At 69.9% G+C, this 21,840-nt stretch carries 21 protein-coding genes and 1 pseudogene; 7 read left to right on the top strand and 15 right to left on the bottom strand.

The window, feature by feature from the left end:
- Nucleotides 1–201 (bottom strand): transposase (locus tag CTZ28_RS30485; RefSeq protein ID WP_147481219.1); only part of this gene is annotated, 201 nt, incomplete at its 3' end.
- 1,037 nt (nucleotides 202–1,238) lie between these two features.
- Here CTZ28_RS30485 and CTZ28_RS30475 point away from each other — a divergent pair.
- Nucleotides 1,239–1,724, top strand: a complete 486-nt coding sequence (locus CTZ28_RS30475) for a carboxymuconolactone decarboxylase family protein (RefSeq protein WP_121892929.1) — start codon at nucleotides 1,239–1,241, stop codon at nucleotides 1,722–1,724.
- 66 nt (nucleotides 1,725–1,790) lie between these two features.
- Here the strand turns inward: CTZ28_RS30475 and CTZ28_RS30470 are convergent, their stop codons facing one another.
- Genes CTZ28_RS30470 through pabB form a run of 5 tightly spaced genes read right to left on the bottom strand, consistent with a single transcriptional unit; the run spans nucleotide 1,791 to nucleotide 8,799 of the window.
- On the bottom strand, nucleotides 1,791–2,585 hold the full coding sequence (locus CTZ28_RS30470; RefSeq protein ID WP_121892928.1) for an aminotransferase class IV: 795 nt from the start codon (nucleotides 2,583–2,585) through the stop codon (nucleotides 1,791–1,793).
- Between the two features lie 16 nt (nucleotides 2,586–2,601).
- The gene (locus tag CTZ28_RS30465; protein WP_259471888.1) at nucleotides 2,602–3,771 is read right to left on the bottom strand and encodes an FAD-dependent monooxygenase; all 1,170 of its coding nucleotides are present in this window, start codon (nucleotides 3,769–3,771) and stop codon (nucleotides 2,602–2,604) included.
- Nucleotides 3,768–5,330, bottom strand: coding sequence for a class I adenylate-forming enzyme family protein (locus CTZ28_RS30460; RefSeq protein ID WP_121892926.1), 1,563 nt, complete (start codon nucleotides 5,328–5,330; stop codon nucleotides 3,768–3,770). Before CTZ28_RS30460 ends, CTZ28_RS30465 begins: the two co-directional genes overlap by 4 nt.
- A 41-nt stretch (nucleotides 5,331–5,371) precedes the next feature.
- The gene (locus CTZ28_RS30455) at nucleotides 5,372–6,895 is read right to left on the bottom strand and encodes a benzoate-CoA ligase family protein (RefSeq protein WP_121892925.1); all 1,524 of its coding nucleotides are present in this window, start codon (nucleotides 6,893–6,895) and stop codon (nucleotides 5,372–5,374) included.
- Complete coding sequence (pabB, locus tag CTZ28_RS30450) at nucleotides 6,892–8,799, bottom strand: aminodeoxychorismate synthase component I (protein WP_259471887.1); 1,908 nt, start codon at nucleotides 8,797–8,799, stop codon at nucleotides 6,892–6,894. Before pabB ends, CTZ28_RS30455 begins: the two co-directional genes overlap by 4 nt.
- Here pabB and CTZ28_RS30445 point away from each other — a divergent pair.
- Both CTZ28_RS30445 and CTZ28_RS30440 read left to right on the top strand, forming a co-directional pair.
- Nucleotides 8,789–9,253: pseudogene (locus tag CTZ28_RS30445) on the top strand (SDR family oxidoreductase); the annotation flags it as partial. The gene pabB and the pseudogene CTZ28_RS30445 sit on opposite strands and share 11 nt — an antisense overlap.
- A gap of 28 nt (nucleotides 9,254–9,281) precedes the next feature.
- Nucleotides 9,282–10,169, top strand: coding sequence for an SDR family NAD(P)-dependent oxidoreductase (locus CTZ28_RS30440; protein WP_121892922.1), 888 nt, complete (start codon nucleotides 9,282–9,284; stop codon nucleotides 10,167–10,169).
- Nucleotides 10,170–10,376: 207 nt separating this feature from the next.
- On the opposite strand, the gene CTZ28_RS30435 is transcribed toward CTZ28_RS30440, so the two are convergent.
- A complete protein-coding gene (locus CTZ28_RS30435) occupies nucleotides 10,377–11,003 on the bottom strand; it encodes a TetR/AcrR family transcriptional regulator (RefSeq protein ID WP_121892921.1) in 627 nt (208 codons plus the stop codon).
- Between the two features lie 158 nt (nucleotides 11,004–11,161).
- Between CTZ28_RS30435 and CTZ28_RS30430 the strand changes: the two genes are divergently transcribed.
- Nucleotides 11,162–12,112 carry an NAD-dependent epimerase/dehydratase family protein gene (locus CTZ28_RS30430; RefSeq protein ID WP_220795454.1) on the top strand — a complete coding sequence of 317 codons (951 nt, stop codon included), beginning with the start codon at nucleotides 11,162–11,164 and terminating at the stop codon, nucleotides 12,110–12,112.
- Between the two features lie 378 nt (nucleotides 12,113–12,490).
- On the opposite strand, the gene CTZ28_RS48755 is transcribed toward CTZ28_RS30430, so the two are convergent.
- Nucleotides 12,491–13,117 carry an Atu4866 domain-containing protein gene (locus CTZ28_RS48755; RefSeq protein ID WP_121892919.1) on the bottom strand — a complete coding sequence of 209 codons (627 nt, stop codon included), beginning with the start codon at nucleotides 13,115–13,117 and terminating at the stop codon, nucleotides 12,491–12,493.
- A gap of 40 nt (nucleotides 13,118–13,157) precedes the next feature.
- Nucleotides 13,158–14,243: an aldo/keto reductase gene (locus tag CTZ28_RS30420; protein WP_121892918.1), complete on the bottom strand. Its 1,086-nt coding sequence runs from the start codon at nucleotides 14,241–14,243 to the stop codon at nucleotides 13,158–13,160.
- Nucleotides 14,244–14,388: 145 nt separating this feature from the next.
- On the opposite strand from CTZ28_RS30420, the gene CTZ28_RS30415 reads away from it, so the two are divergent.
- The gene (locus CTZ28_RS30415; protein WP_121892917.1) at nucleotides 14,389–15,234 is read left to right on the top strand and encodes a helix-turn-helix transcriptional regulator; all 846 of its coding nucleotides are present in this window, start codon (nucleotides 14,389–14,391) and stop codon (nucleotides 15,232–15,234) included.
- A gap of 12 nt (nucleotides 15,235–15,246) precedes the next feature.
- Here the strand turns inward: CTZ28_RS30415 and CTZ28_RS30410 are convergent, their stop codons facing one another.
- Nucleotides 15,247–15,756, bottom strand: a complete 510-nt coding sequence (locus CTZ28_RS30410; protein WP_121892916.1) for a CGNR zinc finger domain-containing protein — start codon at nucleotides 15,754–15,756, stop codon at nucleotides 15,247–15,249.
- 65 nt (nucleotides 15,757–15,821) lie between these two features.
- Here CTZ28_RS30410 and CTZ28_RS30405 point away from each other — a divergent pair, with 65 nt between their 5' ends.
- Nucleotides 15,822–16,691 (top strand): alpha/beta fold hydrolase, encoded by an 870-nt coding sequence (locus CTZ28_RS30405; RefSeq protein WP_121892915.1) that lies wholly within the window; start codon nucleotides 15,822–15,824, stop codon nucleotides 16,689–16,691.
- Nucleotides 16,692–16,761: 70 nt separating this feature from the next.
- Here the strand turns inward: CTZ28_RS30405 and CTZ28_RS30400 are convergent, their stop codons facing one another.
- Entirely contained in the window at nucleotides 16,762–17,349 is a 588-nt protein-coding gene (locus CTZ28_RS30400) for a TetR/AcrR family transcriptional regulator (RefSeq protein ID WP_121892914.1), read from the bottom strand.
- Nucleotides 17,350–17,459: 110 nt separating this feature from the next.
- Here CTZ28_RS30400 and CTZ28_RS30395 point away from each other — a divergent pair, with 110 nt between their 5' ends.
- On the top strand, nucleotides 17,460–18,485 hold the full coding sequence (locus tag CTZ28_RS30395) for a zinc-binding alcohol dehydrogenase family protein (RefSeq protein ID WP_121892913.1): 1,026 nt from the start codon (nucleotides 17,460–17,462) through the stop codon (nucleotides 18,483–18,485).
- 147 nt (nucleotides 18,486–18,632) lie between these two features.
- Here CTZ28_RS30395 and CTZ28_RS30390 read toward each other — a convergent pair whose 3' ends face one another.
- The 4 genes from CTZ28_RS30390 to CTZ28_RS30375 are packed head-to-tail and all read right to left on the bottom strand — an operon-like array spanning nucleotide 18,633 to nucleotide 21,703.
- Nucleotides 18,633–19,391 carry an energy-coupling factor transporter transmembrane component T family protein gene (locus CTZ28_RS30390; protein WP_183154665.1) on the bottom strand — a complete coding sequence of 253 codons (759 nt, stop codon included), beginning with the start codon at nucleotides 19,389–19,391 and terminating at the stop codon, nucleotides 18,633–18,635.
- Nucleotides 19,388–21,118 carry an ABC transporter ATP-binding protein gene (locus tag CTZ28_RS30385; protein WP_147481218.1) on the bottom strand — a complete coding sequence of 577 codons (1,731 nt, stop codon included), beginning with the start codon at nucleotides 21,116–21,118 and terminating at the stop codon, nucleotides 19,388–19,390. Before CTZ28_RS30385 ends, CTZ28_RS30390 begins: the two co-directional genes overlap by 4 nt.
- Nucleotides 21,111–21,512, bottom strand: coding sequence for an ECF transporter S component (locus CTZ28_RS30380; protein WP_121892910.1), 402 nt, complete (start codon nucleotides 21,510–21,512; stop codon nucleotides 21,111–21,113). The genes CTZ28_RS30385 and CTZ28_RS30380 overlap by 8 nt, the downstream gene beginning before the upstream one ends.
- Nucleotides 21,500–21,703 carry a hypothetical protein gene (locus CTZ28_RS30375; RefSeq protein ID WP_121892909.1) on the bottom strand — a complete coding sequence of 68 codons (204 nt, stop codon included), beginning with the start codon at nucleotides 21,701–21,703 and terminating at the stop codon, nucleotides 21,500–21,502. The genes CTZ28_RS30380 and CTZ28_RS30375 overlap by 13 nt, the downstream gene beginning before the upstream one ends.
- Nucleotides 21,704–21,840: the final 137 nt, after the last annotated feature.

Below are 21,840 nucleotides of genomic sequence, written 5' to 3'. Positions count from 1 at the left end.
TTCCCGGAGTTCCGCGCTCTCCTGGCTGGTCGTTCCGGGTTTCACCCCGTCGTCGATGTCCGCGCGACGCATCCATTTCCACAGCGTCATCGCGTGCACTCCGAAGTCGGCGGCCACCTGCTCCACCATCACGCCCGGGCCGCGGTTCCTTGCGACCCGTACGACATCCTCGCGGAACTCCTCCGGATAAGGCTTGGGCACAGCGACATCCTTCCCACCCGCCCCACAGGGCAAGCCAGTTCAGGCGGGGCCTGACCAGTCTCATCGACAGTTCCTGGCAGAGCCAGCTCGGCCAGGGCCCGGTCATAGCGGTCGGGATCCACATGCCGTTTCCCGGGGCGCGTGCTCTGGAAGACCCGGCCCGCCCGGCGTTGCTCGCGTACCGCCCGGTGCATGGTCGCCAGCGAAGGCAGCGGGACGGGCAGGACGGAGTCGTCACCTGCTTGGGACAACTGCCGGTGCAACTCGGAGACGTTCCCGTCCAGCTCTTCGAGTCGGGCCACAGCGTGTCGTCCAGCAGGAACCCTCCACGCCGGTAGGCCGGCTGGGTCTGGCCCTGACGAGCCCTCGCGAGCCAACGCCAGGCTGTGCGTACGGACACTCCGACCGTCTCGGCCGCGATCCTGACGTGTACCGATTCCAGCGTGCCGGTCTCGTCCAGCGCGAGAAGCCGGCGTACCAACACCTGCCGTACCAGCCCCTTGTCCTGCGAAGGCGACGCGAGGGGCATGGCCTGGGCGGCAGGGCGACCCACATCCGAACGTTCCCTCGGACGGGGAGACACCGACAACGATGGCTGAGCAGTCATGCCCACCAGCACACTCGGGCGCCCCCCACCGTGCACAGGAATGGGTATCTACACGTCAGCACCCACCAGCTGTGCTACACGGAATCCGCAGCACGTGACAGCCTTTTAGTCACTCCATGACAGCCGCAACCCGCGGGTACCAGGGAACGAAAGGACAGCTCAGCGCGCTGTTCCCCGTATCAGGCCAGGGTGACACCCAACCCGCTGACACCACCCCACCCATTCACAGCCCGGTTCTTCACGGGACTCGATCTGATCGACCCCGGCGTCCAGGTAGTCACCGACTGGCACCCAGAGCCTGCGGACAGCATGATCCTGGCGAGCCCGATCTCAGGAGCCCGGTCTCCGAATGCCTGACCGCGGTGAATTATGCGCCCGCAATTACATCGTTCCTTACCCATGAATACCTTGGCACGGATAGAGTCGCCTTATGAGCAATAACCCCGCCATATCCCGTGTGGCCCTGAAGAAGACCACCCCCGACGTATCCGCAGCGATGGGATCCCTGCACGCAGCGGCCGTGTCCGCGGCGCAGGACGCCAAGCTTCAACCGGAAATCCTGGAACTGATCAGGATCCGCGCCTCGCAGCTCAACGGCTGCGCCTTCTGCCTCGACATGCACACCAAGGACGCGCGCGCCGCGGGCGAGACCGAGCAGCGTCTCTACGCGCTGAACGCCTGGCGGGAGACCCCCTTCTTCACTGAACGCGAGCGTGCCGCACTGGCGTTGGCGGAGGCCGTGACCCTGGTGCACGACGGGCACGTGCCCGACGCGGTCTACGCCGAGGCCGCGGAGGTGTTCTCGGAGGAGCAGGTCGCGGCGCTGATCTGGGCGGCGACCGTGATCAACGCGTACAACCGGATCGCGATCGCGACGCGGATGGTGCCGGGGGGTTATCAGCCGGTCAAGAAATAGCGTGCGGAATGCGGGCATCGGCCAGTTCGGCCGGTGCCCGCATTTCTTTTCGCTGTTCTTGGTCCGCTATTTCTCCGGCAGTGGCTGCATGATGTCCTCCAGCCATGTCCGCCATTCCGGGGCGCGTTCCGCCGGCGCGGCCCGGAGGAGGCCGCCCATCCATGCCGTCACCGGCCGGATGCCGTGCAGCGAGTTCACCAACCACACTTCGCGACCGTCAAGTTCGGTCACGGTGCGCTCGCGGTGGGCGACGCGGATGCCGACGTGCAGAGCCCGTTCCTGGATGAGGCCGAGGGTCACTCCGGGCAGGACGGGCAGTTGCGGTGAGGGCAGGCAGAGGATGTCGTCCTCCCACCACAGTACGCTCGCGGTGGCCGCCTCCAGTACGACGCCGGAAGGTGTGACGAGCACCGTTTCCTCCGCGCCCTCCTGCGAGGCACGCCCGCGGAGAGTGGAGAGAGTATCCAGGTCCGGGCCCTTGCGGCGGGGGACGATCCGCGGGTCCGACTGACCGGTGGCCCAGACGCGCACACCGGTGCCGAGTGGTGGCGCCTGCCGCATCAGGAGCCGCAACTCCTTGGAGCCGGGGGCCAGTTCCACCCGTGGGAACCACTCTCCGGTGCGCGGCAGCGCATCCGTCATGTGACTCCAGAACTTCAGCAGCTGGTGCAGCCGTGGTCCGCCGACCTCGCCGCAGGAGCGCAGGAACCGTTCCTGGTGCCGGTCGAGGCCGCGCACCCGGCCGTCCCGCACCAGCCAGGAGTCCGCAACGAGCAGGCGCCCCTCGGAGGCCTCGGCAGGTGTCAGCCCGTGGTCCGGTGACCACACCGACAGGCCCTCCATGATGACCGATTGAGTCACAACTACTCCTATCTGTTCAGTACGTGCGGCCCGCGACGGCTGCGGCTCCGCGCCGTGGCCCGTACGGCGCGTGCTCCAGCCACGATCCGCACCACGGCAGCATGGGCGCGAGCGCGGCGGCCGTACGCTGCTTCACGCGGACGATCAGGCGCCGGGGACGCAGATGGTCCAGCGCGGCTCCGGCCGCGGCGCTGTTGAACAGCGCGGCGGAGCGCCGTACTTGATCGAACCGCTCGACCGTACCGGTGGCGATCGCCTCGGCTGCCGCCGCCGCGTCCGCGATGCCGCTGTTCATGCCGCGCGCCCCGAACGGCGGGAAGAGGTGGGCCGCCTCGCCGACGAGCAGCACTCGCCGGTGCCGGTCGGTGAACGTGTCGGCCACCTTGCGCAGGAAGCGGTACGTCGACACCCACAGGACACGGTCGTCGTACCCCTCGCCCACGACCGCCGGCAGCCACTTCCGTACGGTCTCCTCGGTCCCGAACTCCTCCTGGACATCGTCGTCCCGGCACTGAAGATCGATCTGGAAGCCCCCGGTGAACGGGACCCGCATCACACTGCGTCCGCCGACGCCGGGATGTTCGTAGTGGAAGACGCGCTCCAGCGGCAGTTCGGCACCGGGGATGTCGGCCACGTCCACGACGACGTGGAAGCCCTCGCCCCGGGTTCCCTCCATGGTGATGCCCAGCGAGCCCCGAACGACGGACCGGGCGCCGTCCGCGGCGACCGCGTAGGCGCACTTCCACTCCCGTCCATCCGCGCCTTCCAGCGCGACGCCCGTCGGCGTGGTGCGGACGTCCCGCACCCGTGCGTCCCAGACGAACTCCACCCCGGCGCGCTCGCACGCGGCCCGCAGGAAGCGCTCGGTGTCCACCTGGCGCAGACTGGTGAAGGGCGGCGGACCGGACGGGGGCGGGAAGGTACGGGAGTACACCTCGCGTCCCCGGTACAGGGTGCGCCGCGTCTGCCAGGTCCGTCCGTAGGAGCTGATCTCGGCGGCGAGTCCCGGTCGCATTCCGTCGAGCAGTGCGAGGGTCTCCCGGTGCACGAACAGGGCGCGGCTGCCGGGTCGTTGACGGTCCTTCGGGTCCGACTCCAATAGCAGGACCGGCAGTTCGCGCGCCCGCAGGGCGAGAGCCGCCGAAAGACCCACCGGTCCGGCGCCGACCACCACGACGGGCTTCACGTGCGTACGCCCGTCGTCAGCATGCGGGTGATCTCGACCCGCTTCACCTTCCAGGTCGCGGTCATCGGCAGTTCCTCGAACCGCCATTGCCGGGGTTCGGCCATCGCCGGCAGATCGGCCGTGGCCTTCCGCCAGCGCTCGGGGTCCAGCGGGTTCTCGCCGCGCACGCACACCACCGGCACGGGCTCGCGGTCGGCGCCGGGGACGATGACGACCTCGCGCAGTTCCTCCAGCCGTTCCATCAGGGTGTCCTCGACCTCCAGGTTGCTGTGCACGGAGTCGATCTGGTCGACCTCACGGTCGATCAGGTACAGGGCGCCGAGCCTGCTGCGGTAGCCCATGTCGCCCATCTCCCACCAGCCGTCGTGGAGTTGACGGTCGTAGCGGTCCTGGAGGCCGAGGTAGGTGAGGATCCGGCCGCGGGTACGGGCCTCGATCCGGCCGGGTGTTCCGGGTGCCGTGGGCCTTCCGTCGGGGCCGGTGATCCGGACGCGGGTGAAGCCCGGTATCCCGATGCCGACCCGGCGGCCGTCGGCCCGGGCGGCGCTGCGCCGGGTGAACCACTGGAAGGCGACGGGCCCGGTCTCGCTCTGGCCGTAGAGCTGGAGCAGCCAGGGGGTGCGCCGTGTGGAGGCGTCCAGCAGCCGTCGTACTGTGCGCGGGTGGATCGCGTCGAACGTCGAGCCGTACGACCGCACCCGCGACAGCGGCGCACCGGGTGCGTCGGCCAGCTCCTCCCACAGGACGAAGGTGTTGGGGTGGGTCTCGACGATGCCCGGCCGGTGGTAGGCCAGTAGTGGTGCCACCGCCGCGGGGTCGGGGTCGGTGATGAGGACCAGCGGGCTGCCGAAGCGGAGCAGGACGCCGAGCAGGTGGTAGAAGCGCGAGTGCACGAACGACATGTGCAGGGCGGCCGTCTCGCCGCGTGTGGGCCAGCCCATCGCCTGCTGCGGGATCAGTCGGTTCCACATGGTGTTCGCGCAGTGCACGGCGAGCTTGGGGAGTCCGGTGGTGCCGGAGCTGTGCGTGATCAGGGCGGGTTCGCGGGGGTGCAGGCGTACGGCGGTGGGAACGTCGACACCGGCGTACTTCGCGAGGGGCTCGGCCCCCGGTGCCTCGTCGACGGACAGGACGCGCCGGACCGGGACCTCGACGCCCTTGAGCGGTCCGTCCAGGGTGGCCCGGTCGGTGATCAGCCACGGCCGGCGCAGCTTTCCGACGAGCTGGGCGGCGACCGGTCCGGCCAGTGCGGGCGAGAGCAGTACGGGAACCGCGCCGATGCGGGAGATCGCGCAGGTCAGCAGCACGATGTCGACGTTGTCGGCCTTGTGGACGACCACGCGCTCGGAGGGCCGTACGCCCGCCTCCCACAGCCGTCCGGAGAGGTCCTCGACGAGGTCCGCGAGGTCCGCGTAGGTGAGGTCGACCTTGTGGGCGGGGTGGGTGTCCAGGGGCCGGTCCAGGGTGACGGGGACGGCGCCGTGGCGCTCGGCCGCCTGTCGGAAGAGCGGGCCGAGGTAGAATCCGCGGTCGGCGAGCGTCGGGTGCAGCTCTCGCATCTGGCCGTTCCTTTCTGTCGTGGTGACCACGTCTGCCGCCGTCACCAGGCGCCCTGGCGGACCAGGTGGCGGCGGAGCTTGCCGGTCGAGGTGCGGGGCAGGGACGGGACGAGGCTCACGCTGCGCGGCACCTTGAAGGCGGCGAGCCGCTCGCGGGCCAGCCGGAGCAGGTCGTCCTGAAGTCCCTCGGGGGCCCGGGTGACGGGGACGACGAAGGCGCGCAGCCGGCTGGCTCCCTTCCCGTCGGTGACGGCCGCGACCGCGACCTCCTTCGCCTCGGGGTGGGTGCGCAGGACGGCCTCCACCTCCAGCGGGGAGACGGTGATGCCGCCGACCATCTCCATGTCGTCGGCGCGGCCCAGGTGCCGGAAGGCCCCGTCCGGTTCGCGGACCGCCCGGTCATGGGTGGCCAACCAGCCGCCGATCAGGGTGCGTTCGCTGTCCTGCGGTCGGTTCAGATAGCCGGGGGTGACGGTCGGGCCGCGCACCCACAGCTCGCCCTCGGTGCCGTCCGCTACCGGGCGGCCCGCGCTGTCGCGCAACTCCACCTCGAAGCCGGGGACGGGGCGGCCCACGGTGCCGGGGTGGTTGTGTCCGAGGCCGTTGGCACAGAAGGCGTGACCGGCCTCGGTGGATCCGATCTGTTCCAGCACCGGTGCGCCGAGCAACTCGGTGATCTGTGCGCCGAGTTGCGTCGGGAGGCCCTCACCCGCCGACACGGCGGCCCGTACCGAGGCGAAGCAGGTGCGGTGGCCGCTGCCGCGGTCGGCGACCAGCGCGGCGTAGGCGGACGGCACGGAGTAGAGGAGGGTCACCCGGTGCCGGGCCACCAGCTCGTCGACGGCGGCCGGGGTCGGGCGCCGGTCGACCAGGACGGCGGAGGAGCCGGAAAAGAGCGGGAAGACGAAGGTGTTACCGAAGCCGTAGGCGAAGTACAGCTTGGACACCGACAGGGTGACGTCGTCTTCGGTGATCCGCAGCAGCTGTCGGCCGATGAGGTCGTGGTACGCCTTCGGGTCACTGTGCGTGTGCACGGCGCCCTTGGGGCGGCCCGTGGTGCCGGAGGTGTACTGGATGTACAACGGCGCGTGGGCGTCGACCGGGTGGGCAGGGGCTTGGTCGGAGGCGACGGTGAGGGCGAGCAGCTGATCGGCGCCGAGCCGCGGCCGTTCAGGGAAGCGGCTTTCCAGGCCCGGTCCGGTCACGCAGAGCACGGCGTCGGCGTCCGCTGCCATGAACTCCTGGTCTGGTGCCGGGAGTTCAGGGTTGACCAGCACGGCGACGGCGCCGAGCCGGGCGGTCGCCAGGAAGGCGGTCACCCAGGCGATGCCGTCGGGCAGGGCCAGTACCACCCGGTCGCCGGGGTGCACTCCGTGACCGGTGAGCACCGTGGCGGCCCGGGCGGCGAGCGCGTGCACCTCGCCGTGGGTCCAGGTCCGATGGCCCTGGTGGAAGGCGGCCCGCCCGGACCACCCGCGCCGCTCGGCCAGCCCGGCGAGCTGGGCGGCGAGATTGCCGGGGGCCTCGGCCTCGGCCGGCCGGAGCACGGTCTGCGGAGTCGTCATCGCACGGGCTCCTCGGTGACGGTGTGCTCGGCGCGGACCGGCTCGCCGCGCAGGGCGGCGCGGGTCACCGCGTGGTCCCGCTGCTCACGTATGCGGTCACCGGTGTACCGGTGAAGGGCCCGCATCTGGGCGGCGGTCTTCAGGAGCATCTCGTCGTACTCGCCGGCCGGATCGGAGTCGAGCACGATCGCGCCCCCGGCGCCCAGGTGCATCAGCCCGTCGGCGAGGACGGCCGTACGGATGACGATGTTGAGGTCCGCTCCCCCGCTGCACCCCAGATAGCCGAGGGCACCGGAGTACGCGCCGCGGGCCTCGGTCTCCAGCCGGTCGATGATCTCCAGGGTGCGCAGTTTCGGCGCTCCGGTCATCGAACCGCCGGGGAAGCAGGCCCGTACGCACTCCACGGCGCCGACATCCTCCCGCAGCCGGCCCTCGACGGTGGAGACCAGTTGATGCACGGTCGCGTACGTCTCGGTGGCCATGAGCCGGGTCACGCGCACCGACCCGGTCCGGCAGACCTGGCCCAGGTCGTTGCGGAGCAGGTCGACGATCATCAGGTTCTCGGCACGCGTCTTGGCGTCCACGGCGAGCGCGTTCCGCAGCCGGGCGTCGTCCTCCGGTCCGTCGCCGCGTGGCGCGGTGCCCTTGATCGGGCGGGCCTCGGCCACGCCGTCGCGGGTGATCCGCAGGAACCGCTCGGGGGACGAACCGGCCACGTCCACGTCGCCCAGCCGCAGGAAGGCCGCGTACGGGGCCGGGTTGATCCGGCGCAGCTCTCGGTAGAAGGCAAAGGGGTCCGGCGGGGCGGGTAAACGGGCCGCGTTCGTCAGACAGATCTCGTAGCTGGTGCCTGCCCGCAACTCGCCCTGGCAGGACTCGATGTCCGCGAGATACGTCTCCCGGTCCCGCACCAGCCACGGCTCGGCGGCGCCGGGGTCCGCCTCAGCCCGGGCGGACAGCGGCGGGCGTTCGGGCTCGGGGGCGACGAAGCTCAGCTGAGCCAGCGCGCTCTCCAGCCAGTCGGTGGCCTCCCACGCAGCCTGCGGGGTGTCCTCGGCGAGACAGACCGCGTAGGTGAAGCCCTTCAGATGGTCCACCGCGATCAGCCGGTCCGCGAACAGCCAGCAGGCGTCGGGGAGATCGGACGAGTGCCGGTTCGGTGAGCCGCAGTCGGCCTTGGTCTCGTAGCCGAAATAGCCGACATACCCGCCGGTGAAGTCGAAGGGCAGGTCACCCGCTTCGACATGACGTGTCGCCAACTGCCGTTTCAGGTAGTCGAAAACGCTGGCCGCGACCTTGCGTGTGGGCCGGCCCGGCCGCTCGATCTCGCAACTGCCAGCCTCGACGTCGTAGCGCACGAACTCCGCGAGCGGACCGCTGTCGTCGCCGAAGAACGAGAACCGCGCGAGTCCCTCCTCGACCAGGGCGCTGTCCAGCCAGAACGCCCGGTGCGACGCCCCGTACATCCGGGTGAAGGCGGCTTCCGTGTCGACCGCGCCGGCGATGCGCCGGGTGTGCAGCCGGTAGGCGGGGCGGACCGCTTGCCGGGGGCGCGGTATCGCGGCGGCGGCCGGTGTGACGGCGGTGTTCTTGGTACGGGGCCGGCCGGCCCGTTCCGCCGTGAGATTGCGGAAGTTGACGAACATGCGGTGGCCGTACTCGGTCAGCACGGACTCCGGGTGGAACTGCACGCCCCACAGCGGCCGGCTGCGGTGCCGCAGCCCCATCAGGACACCGTCCTCGGCCCAGGCGGTGGCCTCCAGGGTGTCCGGCAGTGGCTCGGGCACGGCCAGCGAGTGGTAGCGGACGGCGGTGAAGTCCTGCGGCAGGCCGCGGAACAGGTCGCGTCCGTCGTGCCGGACCATGGACAGATGCCCGTGCCGGGGCTGTGGCGCGGGCATCATGCCGCTGGCCCCGATCGCCCAGATGGACCTGGAGACCTTCGACCGCATCCAGCGCGTCAACGTCCGCGGGACCTTCGTGATCGACCAGCTCGCCGCCCGCCAGGTGCGCAACGGCGGGGCGATCATCAACTTCTCCACCACCATCACGCGCCTGCAGGCGCCCACGTACGGCGCCTACGCCGCGTCCAAGGGCGCGGTCGAGGCGATGAGCCTGATCCTGGCCCGCGAGCTGCGTGGCCGTGACGTGACGGTCAACGCCGTCGCCCCCGGCCCCACCGCCACCCCGTTGTTCTTCGAGGGCAAGTCGCAGGAGGCCATCGACCACATCGCCTCGCTCAACCCGATGGAGCGCCTCGGCACCCCGGCGGACATCGCCGAGGTCACCGCGTTCCTCGCCGGCCCCGGCCGCTGGGTCAACGGCCAGACCATCTACGCCAACGGCGGCGCCGCGTAAGCGCCGCACGAGAACGGAAGGCCATCGGATGTCCGTCATCCTCATCACCGGCGCCGCAACCGGCATCGGCCACCTCACCGCCAAGCAGCTCGCCCACGACGGCCACACCGTCTGGGCCAGCATGCGCGACCCCCAGGGCCGCAACGCCGCCCACGCCGCCACGCTCACCGACTACGCCACGGCGAACGGCCTCGACCTGCACGTCGTCGACCTCGATGTCAGCTCGCAGGAGTCCGCGAACCAGGCCGTCGCCGCCGTCGTGGAGACCAGCGGCGGCCTCGATGTCGTCGTCCAGAACGCAGGCCATCTCTACGTCGGCTACGTCGAGGCGTTCACCGACGAGGACATCGCGCACCTGCTCGACGTCAACGCGATCGGCGCCCACCGGGTGAACCGCGCGGCGCTGCCCTACCTGCGCACGCAGCGCTCGGGCACGCTGCTCTATGTCGGCAGCACGATCATCGTCACCACGCCGCCGTTCCTCGGCCCGTACGTCGCCTCGAAGGCCGCGTTCGACGCGCTCGCGGTCGTCACCTCCTACGAGGCGGCGCAGTTCGGCATCGAGACGAGCATCGTGATGCCCGGCGCGATCACGCAGGGCACGTCGCACTTCCCGAACGCGAGCCGTGCCTCGGACGCCGAGGTCACCGCCGCCTACGCACGGCTGGACCCGCTCGTGGCCCGCAACGAGGAGGCCACCGCCTCCCTCGTGCGGCCCGGCGTACGGGCCGACCCGCAGGGCGTGGCCGACGAGATCTCCCGCGTTCTCGCCCTGCCCCGCGGTCAGAAACCGTTCCGCACCGTCGTCGACTTCACCGAGGCCGGCGTCGACCACGTCATGGCCTTCGCCGACCTCACGCGCGAAGCCTTCGTGAACCGCATGGGCTTCGGCGAGACCCTGCAGCTGCACAACTGACGCGATCCTGCGGCGCGCACGGCGACGGACATCCACCGCCGCCGTGCGCGCCGCTTTCCGCTTCGAGCGCGTGGGCGCGATCCGCGTCGACCTTCCGCGGTGCACGCTGACACAGATAGGCCTCCACGTCCCGCAACGTCATGCCTGCCCTTTCGAGGCGGGAAGCCTCGGGTCCGGGAATCATCGACGGCGGCCGAAAGCGCACCCTCAGGCACCAGCCGCACCGTGCAACGCGACGATGTCCGCGACGTGCTCGCGCCAAGGAGGCCAGGGGATGCCGGGATGCTCCATCCGCGCGGATACCAGTCCATGGAGCGACGTCCACAACAACAGTCCCGCGCGTTGGCGCTCGTCGGGCTTCACGTCGTCCCCGTCTGCGAGAGGGTCAGGGAGTGCGGCGGTGAGGACCGCGAGAAGTCCGATCCCCGTCTCGTGCGACGCCACCGTGACCCCGGCCGGGATTCTGCCCCCGAAGAGCGTGCGGTATTCGCCGGGATGGTCGAGCCCCCAGCCGACGTAGGCTGCGCACAGACCCATGAGCCGCTCTGATCCGTCCAGGCCCTCGCTGGCCGACCGCAGCGCTTCGGTGAGCTCCCGGTAGCGAAGCTCCAGCACCTGGTCGAGGAGTGCGCCGAGGTCGGGGAAGTGACCATAGATGCTCGCGGGCGCGACGCCGACCTCACGGGCGACGCTCCGGAGCGTGAGCGACTCCGGCTGATCGGCGTCAGCGAGCAGGTGCGCCGCCGCCTCGACCAGCTGTTCGCGCAGGCGCCCACCCTGGCCACGCGGGTTGCGCACGCGTGCTGTACGGGGACGCCCCGTCGACTCCGCCATCGCATCTCCCCTCGTCATCACCTCTGCGGGCCATGCTCACACGCCGAACCCGCGACCGATTGACAATCTTAGCGAACAGCTGTTCACTCATGAGTGACCTACACCTGTTCAGTTACTTCCGGCCAGCATCCTCTGGTTCGGGACATGGGAGGATTCTCGTGCCAGAGCAGCACCTCGTCGTCGGCGCCGGGCCCGTGGGCCGGCACGTTGCAGCGATCCTTGCGGAGAGGGGCGACCGCGTCGTGCTCGGAAGCCGCTCGGGCCGGGGGCCCGAGATCGCCGGGGTCACGAACGTGGCACTCGACGCGACCGATCCGGACGCGCTCACCCGAGCCGCCGACGGGGCCAGCGCGATCTTCCACACGGCGAACCCCGGTCCGTACCCGGTCTGGGACAGGCAGTGGCCGTTGATGTCCTCTGCGCTCCTGACCGCGACGGAGCGTACGGGCGCGGTCTACGCGATGGCAGGAAACCTCTACCCTCTCGGCCCGGTCACCGCCCCCATGCATGAGGGAATGCCCGACGATGCGCGCGATCACCTGGGCGCACTCCGTGCACGGGTGTGGGCCGATGCCCTCGCAGCGCACCGTGCGGGAAGGATTCGCGCGTTCGAGGTCCGCGGATCGGACTACATCGGCGGGGAGAGCGCCGCCGGGCATATCGGCCGCGCCCTCCCCACCGCGCTGAAGGGCAAGACGGTACGGATGGTGGGACGCGTCGACACGCCCCACACCTTCACCGATGTCAACGACGTCGCACGCCTGCTCGTCACCGTCTACGACGCCCCCGATGCGCATGGAAGGGTGTGGCACGTTCCCAGCCACGCACCGAGAACACAGCGGCAGATGATCGACGAGTTCCTGGACCTCGCCGGAATCCCCCGCGTCGCCGTGCGCGGGATGAGTCCGGCGTCGCTTCGCACGCTCGGCCTCTTCTCTCCGCTGCTGCGGGAAGTCGCGCAGCTCAGCTATCAGCTGATGCGCCCGTACGTCCTGGACGCCACGGCGGCGACGGAACGCTTCTCCTTCGCCCCCTCGCCGTGGGGGGACACGCTTCACCGCACCCTGCGAGCGGCGGGATGGCAGCCCGATCGACCCCGCCGGATCTGACCACTTCTCGACGAACGATCGGTGGCGTCGGGGCGTGCCGCCGGCAGCCGACGCCGCCGCGGCTCTCATCGCGGGGCAGGTCTACGTGATCGCAGCTGGGGCACCCTCTCCTCGCCGCCCGAGCAGATGGTCGATCTCACCCTCGGCACCGGTCGCATCCAGCCTTCCGGCACGAGAGGCGTCCACGGCGCCAAGCGGTGCGGCAGCCTCGCCGACTGCCCCTCTGACACGCCGACGAGCTCGACCACTTCCGTTCGACGCCGCTCACCACATCGTGATCCAGCCGTCCATGACGACGGGAGTCTCGGTGATGAGCTCGGGCGGGACAGCAGGGCGAACCGACCCAGCCACACACGCATTCGGCACAGGCGCGACGAGCTACGACCGGTGCATGACGAAGTCCGCATGGAACAGCGTCTCGCGGTATCGGACACCGAATGCCCAGAAGCCGCTGTCGTCGAGGTAGACGATGCGGTCGCCACGGGTCCAGTACCTTCCGGTGTAGGCGTCGGTCCGTCCGCTGCGGGTTTCGCTGTACCGTCCCCCGGGCAGGAGGTGCTGCTCGAGGGTGTAGGACGCGTCTTCCCATACCCCCTCCCAGTCCTCGGCAGCATCGGCAGCCACCTCGACGACGGGCACGCCCTCCCACGCGACGATCTCACCCGCGACGACGATGGCGATGAGATCGGCGGGGCGGATCATCAGCATTCCTCTGACCTCGGCGCCGCGGACGCGCCGCGAGACGATCGCGAAGGTCGCGGAGTTCCCCGGCACGAGGTCGTACGCGTGGGGGTCGGCACCGCGCCTGGCCCGCACGGCGCCGTCGACCTGGAGGGGCACGACCGACGCCCCACGCAGATCGACACGAAGTCGAGACGGCGCCTCGTCGCTGGCTGCTTCCGGCCCGACGTGTGTGATCACGCCGCTCTCGATGTGAAGGTCGCCCCGGATGGCGCGGACGGGATCGATGTGCACACGCGCATCGGCGAGCCGGACGGACGTCATGTCAGGACGAGATCCCGCGGTCGGAGTCACGCTCTCTCCCTCATCGGTTCGACTGCGCGCCGAGGGCGAGTCGTACGTCGTCGTTGACCGGCCGCCGCGACGCCCGGCGTCCGTCGACCGTCTCACGCCAGTTCGAACCGTAGACCATGCCGATCATGTCCTCACCCGCCATGACGTCCCGCGGAAAGCCGAGCTCCGGTGCGCTCGCGACGTCGAGCCGTTCGAGCGCTTCGTCGTCGAGCACGATGTCGGCGGCGCTGAGGTTCGCCTGGAGCTGCGCCTCGCTCGTCGCCCCGAGCAATGGGATCACGGTGCCGGAACGTGAGCGAAGCCATGCGAAGGCGACCTGAGCGGGAGTCCATCCGCCCTCATCGGCGACGCGCAGGACCTCGCGCACGATGTGGTCGCTCCTCTCGCCGCTGAAGTCCCACCCTCCGCGGGTGAGCCGCCCCTGTCCGCCGTCGAGGTACTTCCCGGTCAGGCGGCCCTCGGCGAGCGGCCCCCACGCGAGCACCGCGAGGTCGTGCGCCTCCGCCATCGGCGTGAGCTCGGACTCCACCGATCGACTCAGCAGGTTGTACCGCAGCTGCACGCCGACGAAGGCGGACCAGCCACGCAGCTCAGCGAGAGTGTTGGCCTGGGCGATCTCCCACGCCGGCCAGTCCGAGACGCCGACATGCAGGACCTTCCCGGCTCGCACCTGATCGTCGAGCGCACGCATCAGCTCCGGCAGCGGAGTGAGCGTGTCCCGGGCATGCACCCACAACACGTCGAGGTAGTCGGTCTGCAGCCGGCGCAGGCTGCCCTCCAACGAGCGGACGAGGTTCTTTCGGTGGTTGCCCGCCGTACCCGGATCGGTCGGATCCGTCTGCATCGTGAACTTCGTGCCGAGGACGAATCGGTCACGACGCCCGCGCAGCGCATTCCCGATGATCGTCTCGGACGTCCCACCCGTATACGCGTTCGCGGTGTCGATGAGATTGCCGCCGGCGTCAGCGTAGAGATCGAGCATTCTGACGCTGGCCTCCGGAGATGCTCCCCATCCCCAGTCGTCGCCGAAGGTCATCGTGCCGAGGGCGAACTCCGACACGCGGATGCCAGAGCGGCCGAGCAGGGTGTAACGCATGGGACTCCTCTTCATCGGTTGCACAGGAGGGCGCACTGCGCGCCCCATTCATCGTGTCTCGGGCCGTGACCTCGCTACAGACCGCGGTGTTCCTGGGTGCAGGCCACCCAGGAACACCGCACGCCGCGCGACGTAGCGTGGGTGGATGGACGACAGCAACCTGGGCGACTTCCTCCGCACCCGCCGTGCCCTGACGATGCCGGAGGACGTGGCGCGCAAGTGGTCTGGTCATCGACGGGTTCCCGGCCTCCGACGCGAAGAGGTGTCCGTGCTCGCCGGAGTGAGCGTCGACTACTACACCCGACTGGAGCAAGGACGCGAGCGGCATCCGTCCGAGCAGATCCTCGACGCCCTCGCACGCGCACTCGAGCTCGACGCCGATGCACGCGACCACTTGCACCGACTCGCCGGACGCACGCCATCCGCGCGGCAGGCGCACCGAGAGCCTCGTCTCCGACCGGGGCTGACGTCTCTGCTCGACTCCTGGGGCACTGCCGCCGCCTACATCATCGACCGCACCCTGGACGTGCTCGTCGAGAACGATCTCGCTCGCGCCCTCCACTCCGGCTTCGATGATGGCGACAACCTGGCGCGGATGACCTTCATCGACCCGGCAGGGCACGACTTCTACGTGGACTGGGACCGCGCCGCCCACGCCGCGGCCGGGCACCTCCGGCTCGCTGCCGGGCACGATCCCGATCATCCACGACTGCGCGCACTCGTCGACGAGCTCCTCGATCAGAGCGCCGAGTTCCGCGCGCTCTGGAAACGGCACGACGTCCGCGGCAAGACCAGGGAGTCCAAGCAGTTCCGTCATCCGAATGCGGGACTGCTCACGCTGGACTACGCCACATTCGAGGTGCAGGGGGACCCCGGCCTGCAGCTGGTCGTGCAGCACGCGCCACCCGGATCGCCGAGCGCGGAGAACTGGGGACTTCTCCGGTCGTTCGCCGCCTCTCTCGACGCACCGTTCCGCACTCCCCCGCGGTGAACGGGGCAGCAGTCAGCGTGACGGCTGAGCCGCTCGCTGTCGAGTGGCGTACGCCCGCGCCTTCATCCGGTTTCCGCACGTCGACATCGAGCACCACTTCGCCGTTCCCGGGCGCGTGCGATCGATGAGGAAGAGGTTGCACTGCTCGTTCGCGCAGGGCCTCAGACGACCGGGGCGACGCTCGTTGACGAGCGTCCACGCTTGAGCGACACGCGCCGCAGGCGCGAGCTCCGGCGGCGCGTCGAGCTGCCACCGGATCCCGTCGACCTCGAAGAGGGGCGTCATCCGAACCCCCCCGAGGAGTGACTGCAGCGCGGCAGTCGCACCGTCGCGCCCGGCGATGAGGTGCTGCAGCGCGTCGCGCACGCCACGGAGCGCGCGCAGCTCCTCATCGCTGCCGGTCCCGCCGAGTCGCTTCGCCAGCACGACGCCGTCCCGCCCGACGAGCTGCTCGACGGGCTCGCCGTCGACAACCGGAGCGGTGTTCAGCACCTGCAACAACAGCTCTTCGTCCCCAGACATGATCGACCTCCTGCACACTATGCTACCCTCTCGATAACCGTTAAAATCACTTTAGGAGGTTACCCATGGCCAAGGTTCACCACAGGACCGTCGCCGTCGGCGGACACGAGATCTTCTACCGCGAGGCAGGTCCTCGCGACGCACCGGTGCTGCTGCTGCTCCACGGCTACCCGACGAGCTCCCACATGTTCCGGCACCTCATCCCCGCGCTGGCCGACCGATACCACGTCATCGCTCCCGACCACATCGGCTTCGGGCGCTCCTCCGCCCCGTCGGTGGACGAGTTCGACTACACCTTCGATGCGCTCGCCGCCATCACCCGCGGATTCCTCGACGTCATGGGCGTGACGCGGTTCACGGTCTACACCCAGGACTACGGCGCACCGATCGCCTGGCGGCTCGCACTCGGCGCTCCGCATGAGATCGAAGGCGTGATCAGTCAGAACGGCAACGCCTACGAAGACGGATTCGTGCCGGACTTCTGGGCGCCGATCTGGGCATACGGAGAAGACCCGTCCCCCGGCAACGAAGCAGCATTGCGCCCCGCCCTCGGACGCGAAGCGGTCGAGTGGCAGTACCTCCACGGCGTACTCGACCCGTCGACCATCGATCCCGACGCCTGGGAGCATGACCTCGCGCTGCTCGCGCGCCCCGGAAACGATCTGGCACAGCTCGCCCTCTTCCGCGACTACCGCAGCAACCGCGTGCTCTACCCGCGTCTTCACGAGTGGTTGCGCGACTCGCAGGTGCCGGTTCTCGCCGTGTGGGGCAGGAACGACGAGATCTTCGGCCCGCGCGGTGCTGAAGCATTCTGCCGCGATGCGCCTGACGCGCGCATCGAGCTCCTCGACGGCGGGCACTTCCTGCTCGAGTCCCACCTCGACGAGGTGGTCGGGCACATCCGCGACTGGTCCGATTCACGACGTGCACGGTGATGCGCCGCACCTGTGACCCTCGCCCCCATTAACGCCGAGGAGGACGCGAATCGCCTGCGGGCGCTCCGGCTCACCCAGGCAGGCGGCCGTCTGCGAAGAGGTCCAAGGCGTCGGCCAGGAGAACCTCCCCGAGTTCCACCGGCACACGTCCGGATCCGATCAGTGCAGCGATGCCCTGCGTCAGCGACGACATCAGGAGCGTCGTACGCAACGGGTCGACACGCTCGCCTCGGAGCATTTCGAGACTCGTGGCGACGACCGTGCTCGACGCCGCGTGCAACCGCTGCACCCCGGGTTCGACGGCGGGCGACGGCCCGTCCGCCTTCGCGGCGTACATCAGGTCCGCGAGAGCCGCGTCGCGTAGCGCGAAGTCGAGTTGGGCGCGCCCGAGCGCCAGCAGGCGCTCTCGCGGGGCGAGATCCGCATGGACGAGCGCCTCGGCTCGATCGGCCAGCCGCTCATAGCCGCGGGCGACGAGAGCGTCGAGCAGCGCCGCCCTGTGCGGGAAGTGGCTTCGCGGCGCCCCATGGCTGACGCCTGCGTCGCGAGCGAGCTCGCGCAGGGACAGCGCTTCGATCCCGCGCTCTCGGAGAACGACCTCGGCGCGGTCGAGAAGCTCCTGTCGGAGATTCCCATGGCGGAAGGGGCGATCGGGCATGTCGCCATGCTACTGGCGCCACATAGGCGTTGACACCATTCTAGACAGTGCCTAGTCTCACCGTCGTGTCATCGAACGAGCAGCCTCTCCCCCGGAACCAAGCCCTCTGGATGCGCAAGCGTCGTGCGCGTTTCGAGCTCGGCCCGGCACCGTACACAGCGCCAGGTCCGCACGAGATCGTCGTACGCACGAGGGCGGTCGCCGTGAACCCCGTGGACGCGATCGCGGGCCCCGCGTACCGGGTCGTCGTGCCGTGGCTGCGATATCCGGCCATCATCGGCTCGGATGTCGCGGGTGAGGTCGTCGAAGCGGGTGCAGCCGTCACGCGGTTCGCACCAGGCGACCGCGTGCTCGGCCACGCGATGGCGCTCGAGAAGTCCCAGAACCGCGCCGCCGAAGGTGCATACCAGCACTACGTCGTCGTCATGGAGCACATGGCCTCGGCGATCCCGGAGTCGCTGTCGTTCGAACAGGCGGCCGTTCTCCCGCTGACCCTGTCGACGGCGGCGACCGGTATGTTCCAGCGCGATCATCTCGGGCTGGAGTTCCCTACCGCTGCGCCCGCTCGCCAGAACGCCGTCGTCCTCGTGTGGGGCGCGGCCACGGGTGTCGGGATGAACGCGACCCAGCTGGCGAAGAACGCCGGGTACGACGTCGTGGCGACGGCCTCCCCGCGCACGGCCGAGAAGGTCCGAGCGCTCGGCGCGGATGCCGTGGTCGACCGCACCGTTCCGGACGTCGTCGAGCAGCTCGTGCGGCACATCGGCGATCGCGCCCTCGCGGGGACCATGGCCATCGGTCGCGGCTCGCTCGCCCCGTGCATCGACGTGGCTGCACGGACGACTGGTTCCCGCCGCGTGGCATCCTCGCAGCCCGACCCCGCGAGCAGGTTGCGAGGACGGCTCGCCGCCCGACGCGCCATCGACGTCAGCTTCATCTGGGGCGGGACGCTCAAGGACAACGAGGTCGGCCCGGCCGTCTACCGAGATTTCCTGCCCGGCGCACTCGCATCCGGAGCCTTTCGCGCCGAACCGAGGGCGAGGGTCGTCGGCGAGGGGCTTGCCGCTCTCCCGGACGCCCTCGCACGAGTCCGCGCGGGCGGCATCTCCGCGGAAAAGATCGTCGTCACCGTCTGACTGCTTCGCGCCAGGGCGGGCTCCCGTCGCCCCCACATCTCCGCACGCCGAGCGAGCGCACGGAGAATCGTGCGAGGGTCCGGCGCCGGGCACGAGAGATGTGCCGGCATGAGGGGGAAGGCTTCCGAGCGTGCATCATCGGCGGACTCACCAGCCCGGTCCGGCCATCCCGGTACCGAAGGTGAGGGGACCGAGCGCGTTGGTGATGACGAAGATGGCCGCGACGCCTGACCAGACCGCGAACCCGCGGGCGTCCATCGCCAGGGAGAGTCGTTCGGCATGCCGAGCGCCGCCGGCCAGGAGCGGGATGAGCGATCGCCAGGTGCGCGTCAGGTAGCCGACAGGTCCCCGCCGGTCGATGATGCCCCGCGCTCGTTGCGCGGCACGGATGGTGAGCAGATCCTGTCGATAGCGTGGGGCGAAACGTACCGCGGCGACGGCGCCGTACGCGAAGCGGTACGGGACGCGACCCTGGCGGACGAGCGCGCTCACCAGGGCGCTGGTGGTGGTTCCGAGAGAGCCGACAAGGGCCAGCAGCATCATGGCGATCAGTCGAAGACTGGTCGCCATTCCCGTGCAGAGGGCTCCGGCATGCAGGGTGATCCAGCCGTCGATGACGACGGGAGTCCCGGCGACGACCTCGGGACGGGTCAGCAGGGCGAAGGACGCCGTAGTCCACGCTCCGGCGAGGAGGATGATCGCACCACCGATCAGGATCGCCCGAGGCCGCAGGCGGGCTCCGACGATGATGACGAGGGCGGCGGCGATGACGATGACCGCGGGAGTCGCCATGTCGCGCGTGAAGAGCACCAGGACGACCGCCGGGAGGACCGCCGCGAGCTTCGCGACAGGGTTGAGCGCGGCGAGCTGCGGGCGCCGCCCGACGCTCTGGGTGGACGTGCTCACGATGAGATCGCCTCGATCTGCTCGGAGCGGTACACCGCGCTCCATTCCGGCCGTCGCTGCGCGAGGCGCCGCGCGATGCGGTGGACGGGGGGCATACGCAGTCCGGCGCGTTCGATGAGCGCTTCGTCGCGGAGCACGTCGGCGGTGGGGCCTTCGCGAAGAAGAGCACCGTCCGCGAGGACGACGATGCGGTGCGCGTGATCGGCGATGAGCTGCATGTCGTGGGTGACCATCAGAATGGTGATACCCGTGGCGCCCAACTCGTCGACGACGCGGATGATCTCGGTGGCGCGTTCGTGGTCCTGACCGAAGGTCGGCTCATCGAGGATCAGGATGCGCGGCTCGGTGATCAGAGCGGTCGCGACCGAGAGGCGCCGCTTCTCGCCGTGCGAGAGAAGGAAAGGGTTCAGGTCCGCGTACCGGCGGAGGTCGAATCGGTCCAGCATCGCTTCGACGCGCTCTGTGATCTCCGCGTCGGGTCTGCTGCGGACGCGGAGGCCGTACCCGATCTCTTCGCGCACGGTGCGTGCGAGGAACTGGTGCTCGGGATTCTGGAACACGTAGCCGACCTGCTCACCCAGCCGATGAGCGTGCATGTCCGCGACCGGGATGCCGTCGAGGTCGATCGTTCCGGAACGTAGAGGGACGAGACCGGCGATCGCGCGGGTGAGGGTGCTCTTGCCCGCACCGTTGACGCCGGCGATCGCGAGGAACTCGCCGACGGCGATGCTCAGGTCGATGCCGTGCAGAACCTCTGCGCCGCCGAGGGCGACGCGGGCGCCGGAGACGTTGATATGGATGGCAGCGGTCGCGTCGTCGAGACCGCCCTGCGGCCGGTCTCGTTCGACGACGTGCAGCTGCGGTGGGGTCTCGTCCAGGATCGAATCGAGTTCGGCAGCGGTCAGCGGCAGCGCGCGGTTCGGGTCCGAGTCGAGTCCGAGGCGGAGGGCCATCTGCGTCGCGATCGGGAGCCACACACCGCGCTCGAGAAGTTCGCGGCCGTGCTGTCCGAACACTTCGGCGGGTGTTCCGTCGTGGGTCACGGTTCCGGTCCGGGAGAGCACGACGACGCGGTCGGCCAGCTCGAGCGCGTCATCGAGCTCATGCTCGATCAGCACGACCGTGCGGGAGCGGCCGGAGAGCGCGGCGAGGGTGCTGTAGAACTCGGCAGAGGCAGCAGGGTCGAGGTTCGCGGTCGGCTCGTCCAGCAGCAGTACCGACGGATCCAGGGCGAGGGCGCATGCGATGGCAAGGCGCTGTCGTCCGCCGCCGGACAGCTCAGTCGGCGGCCGCAGAGCTTGTTCGCGGGTTTCGGCGAGGCCGACCTGTCGCAGTGCCGCGAGGGCGCGCGGCTCGATGTCCTCCGTCGGCGCGAGGAGGTTCTCCAGTCCGAAGCACACCTCGTCCAGCAGCGTCCCCGTGACCACTTGCGCGTCGGGGTCCTGGAGTACGACCCCGACGTGCGTCGCGAGCTGTCCTGCCTTCACTGTCTGGGTATCGATGCCAGCGCAGAGGATCGTGCCGCGCAGCTCTGCGTCGATGCTGGCCGGTATCAGCCCGGACAGGGCCAGCAGGAGCGTCGACTTGCCGCAACCGGATGGTCCCAGCAGCAGGATCATCTCACCCACGTCCGCATCGAACGTTATCCGGCCGCCTATCCAGCGCTCGCTCGCGGGCCAGCGGATGCTGGCTCCGCTGACGGTGAGGCCGGGTGTCAGGTCAGACACCTGTCGTCCGCCGCCTGGAGCTTCCGATGCCAGCGCGTCGCAGCGCACGGGCGATCGCGTAGGACAGCGTGCTTCCCGTGACCGCGGACAGCAGCTGTCCACCGCAGACCAGCACCAGCAGCGCCGGCTGCATGCTCGGCAGGTCGTAAGTGAAGATACTGATCCCGCAGGACAGCACTCCGAGGCCGAGGCCGGCGAAGAACAGCGTTCTCGGCCCGAACCAGCGGTATCGGGTGATCAGGAAGGGCAGCTCCGTGAGCGCCCCGAAGAAGGCCATCATCACGAGAATGAGCGGACCTGCCGGCGAGACCATGGTCACGACGCCGGCGGCGACCGCACCGATGACGCCGGTGCCGCCGCGCTGCAGCACCGCGAGCGGGGTCAGCGCCGCCATGCTCCATAGACCGAAGCTGAACCCAGCCGCTGCCGGCAAGGGGCCGCCGCCGTCATGATCACGAACAGCACGGGCACGAGCACGATGCCCACGGCGGCGCCCAGCGCGGCCGCGGTGAGGATGGTGCGCGTCGTGTATCGCCGCCGACGGGACATGACCGCGGCCGCCTCGTTGATCTCGGAAGCGCTCACGTCCGGCTCCGCCTCTCGTCCACCATCGCCAGGAGGCGAGGGCCGGCCCGCCTCATCGCACCTCGACGCAATGCCGCCACGCGACCAGTCTACTTGGTCAGTGCACAATACGTCGCGTGGCAGCCGTCCGGTTCTCC

The organism is Streptomyces shenzhenensis, from assembly GCF_003688995.1.
GTDB lineage: Bacteria > Actinomycetota > Actinomycetes > Streptomycetales > Streptomycetaceae > Streptomyces > Streptomyces shenzhenensis_A.
This window is presented reverse-complemented; position numbering and strand designations above follow the sequence as displayed.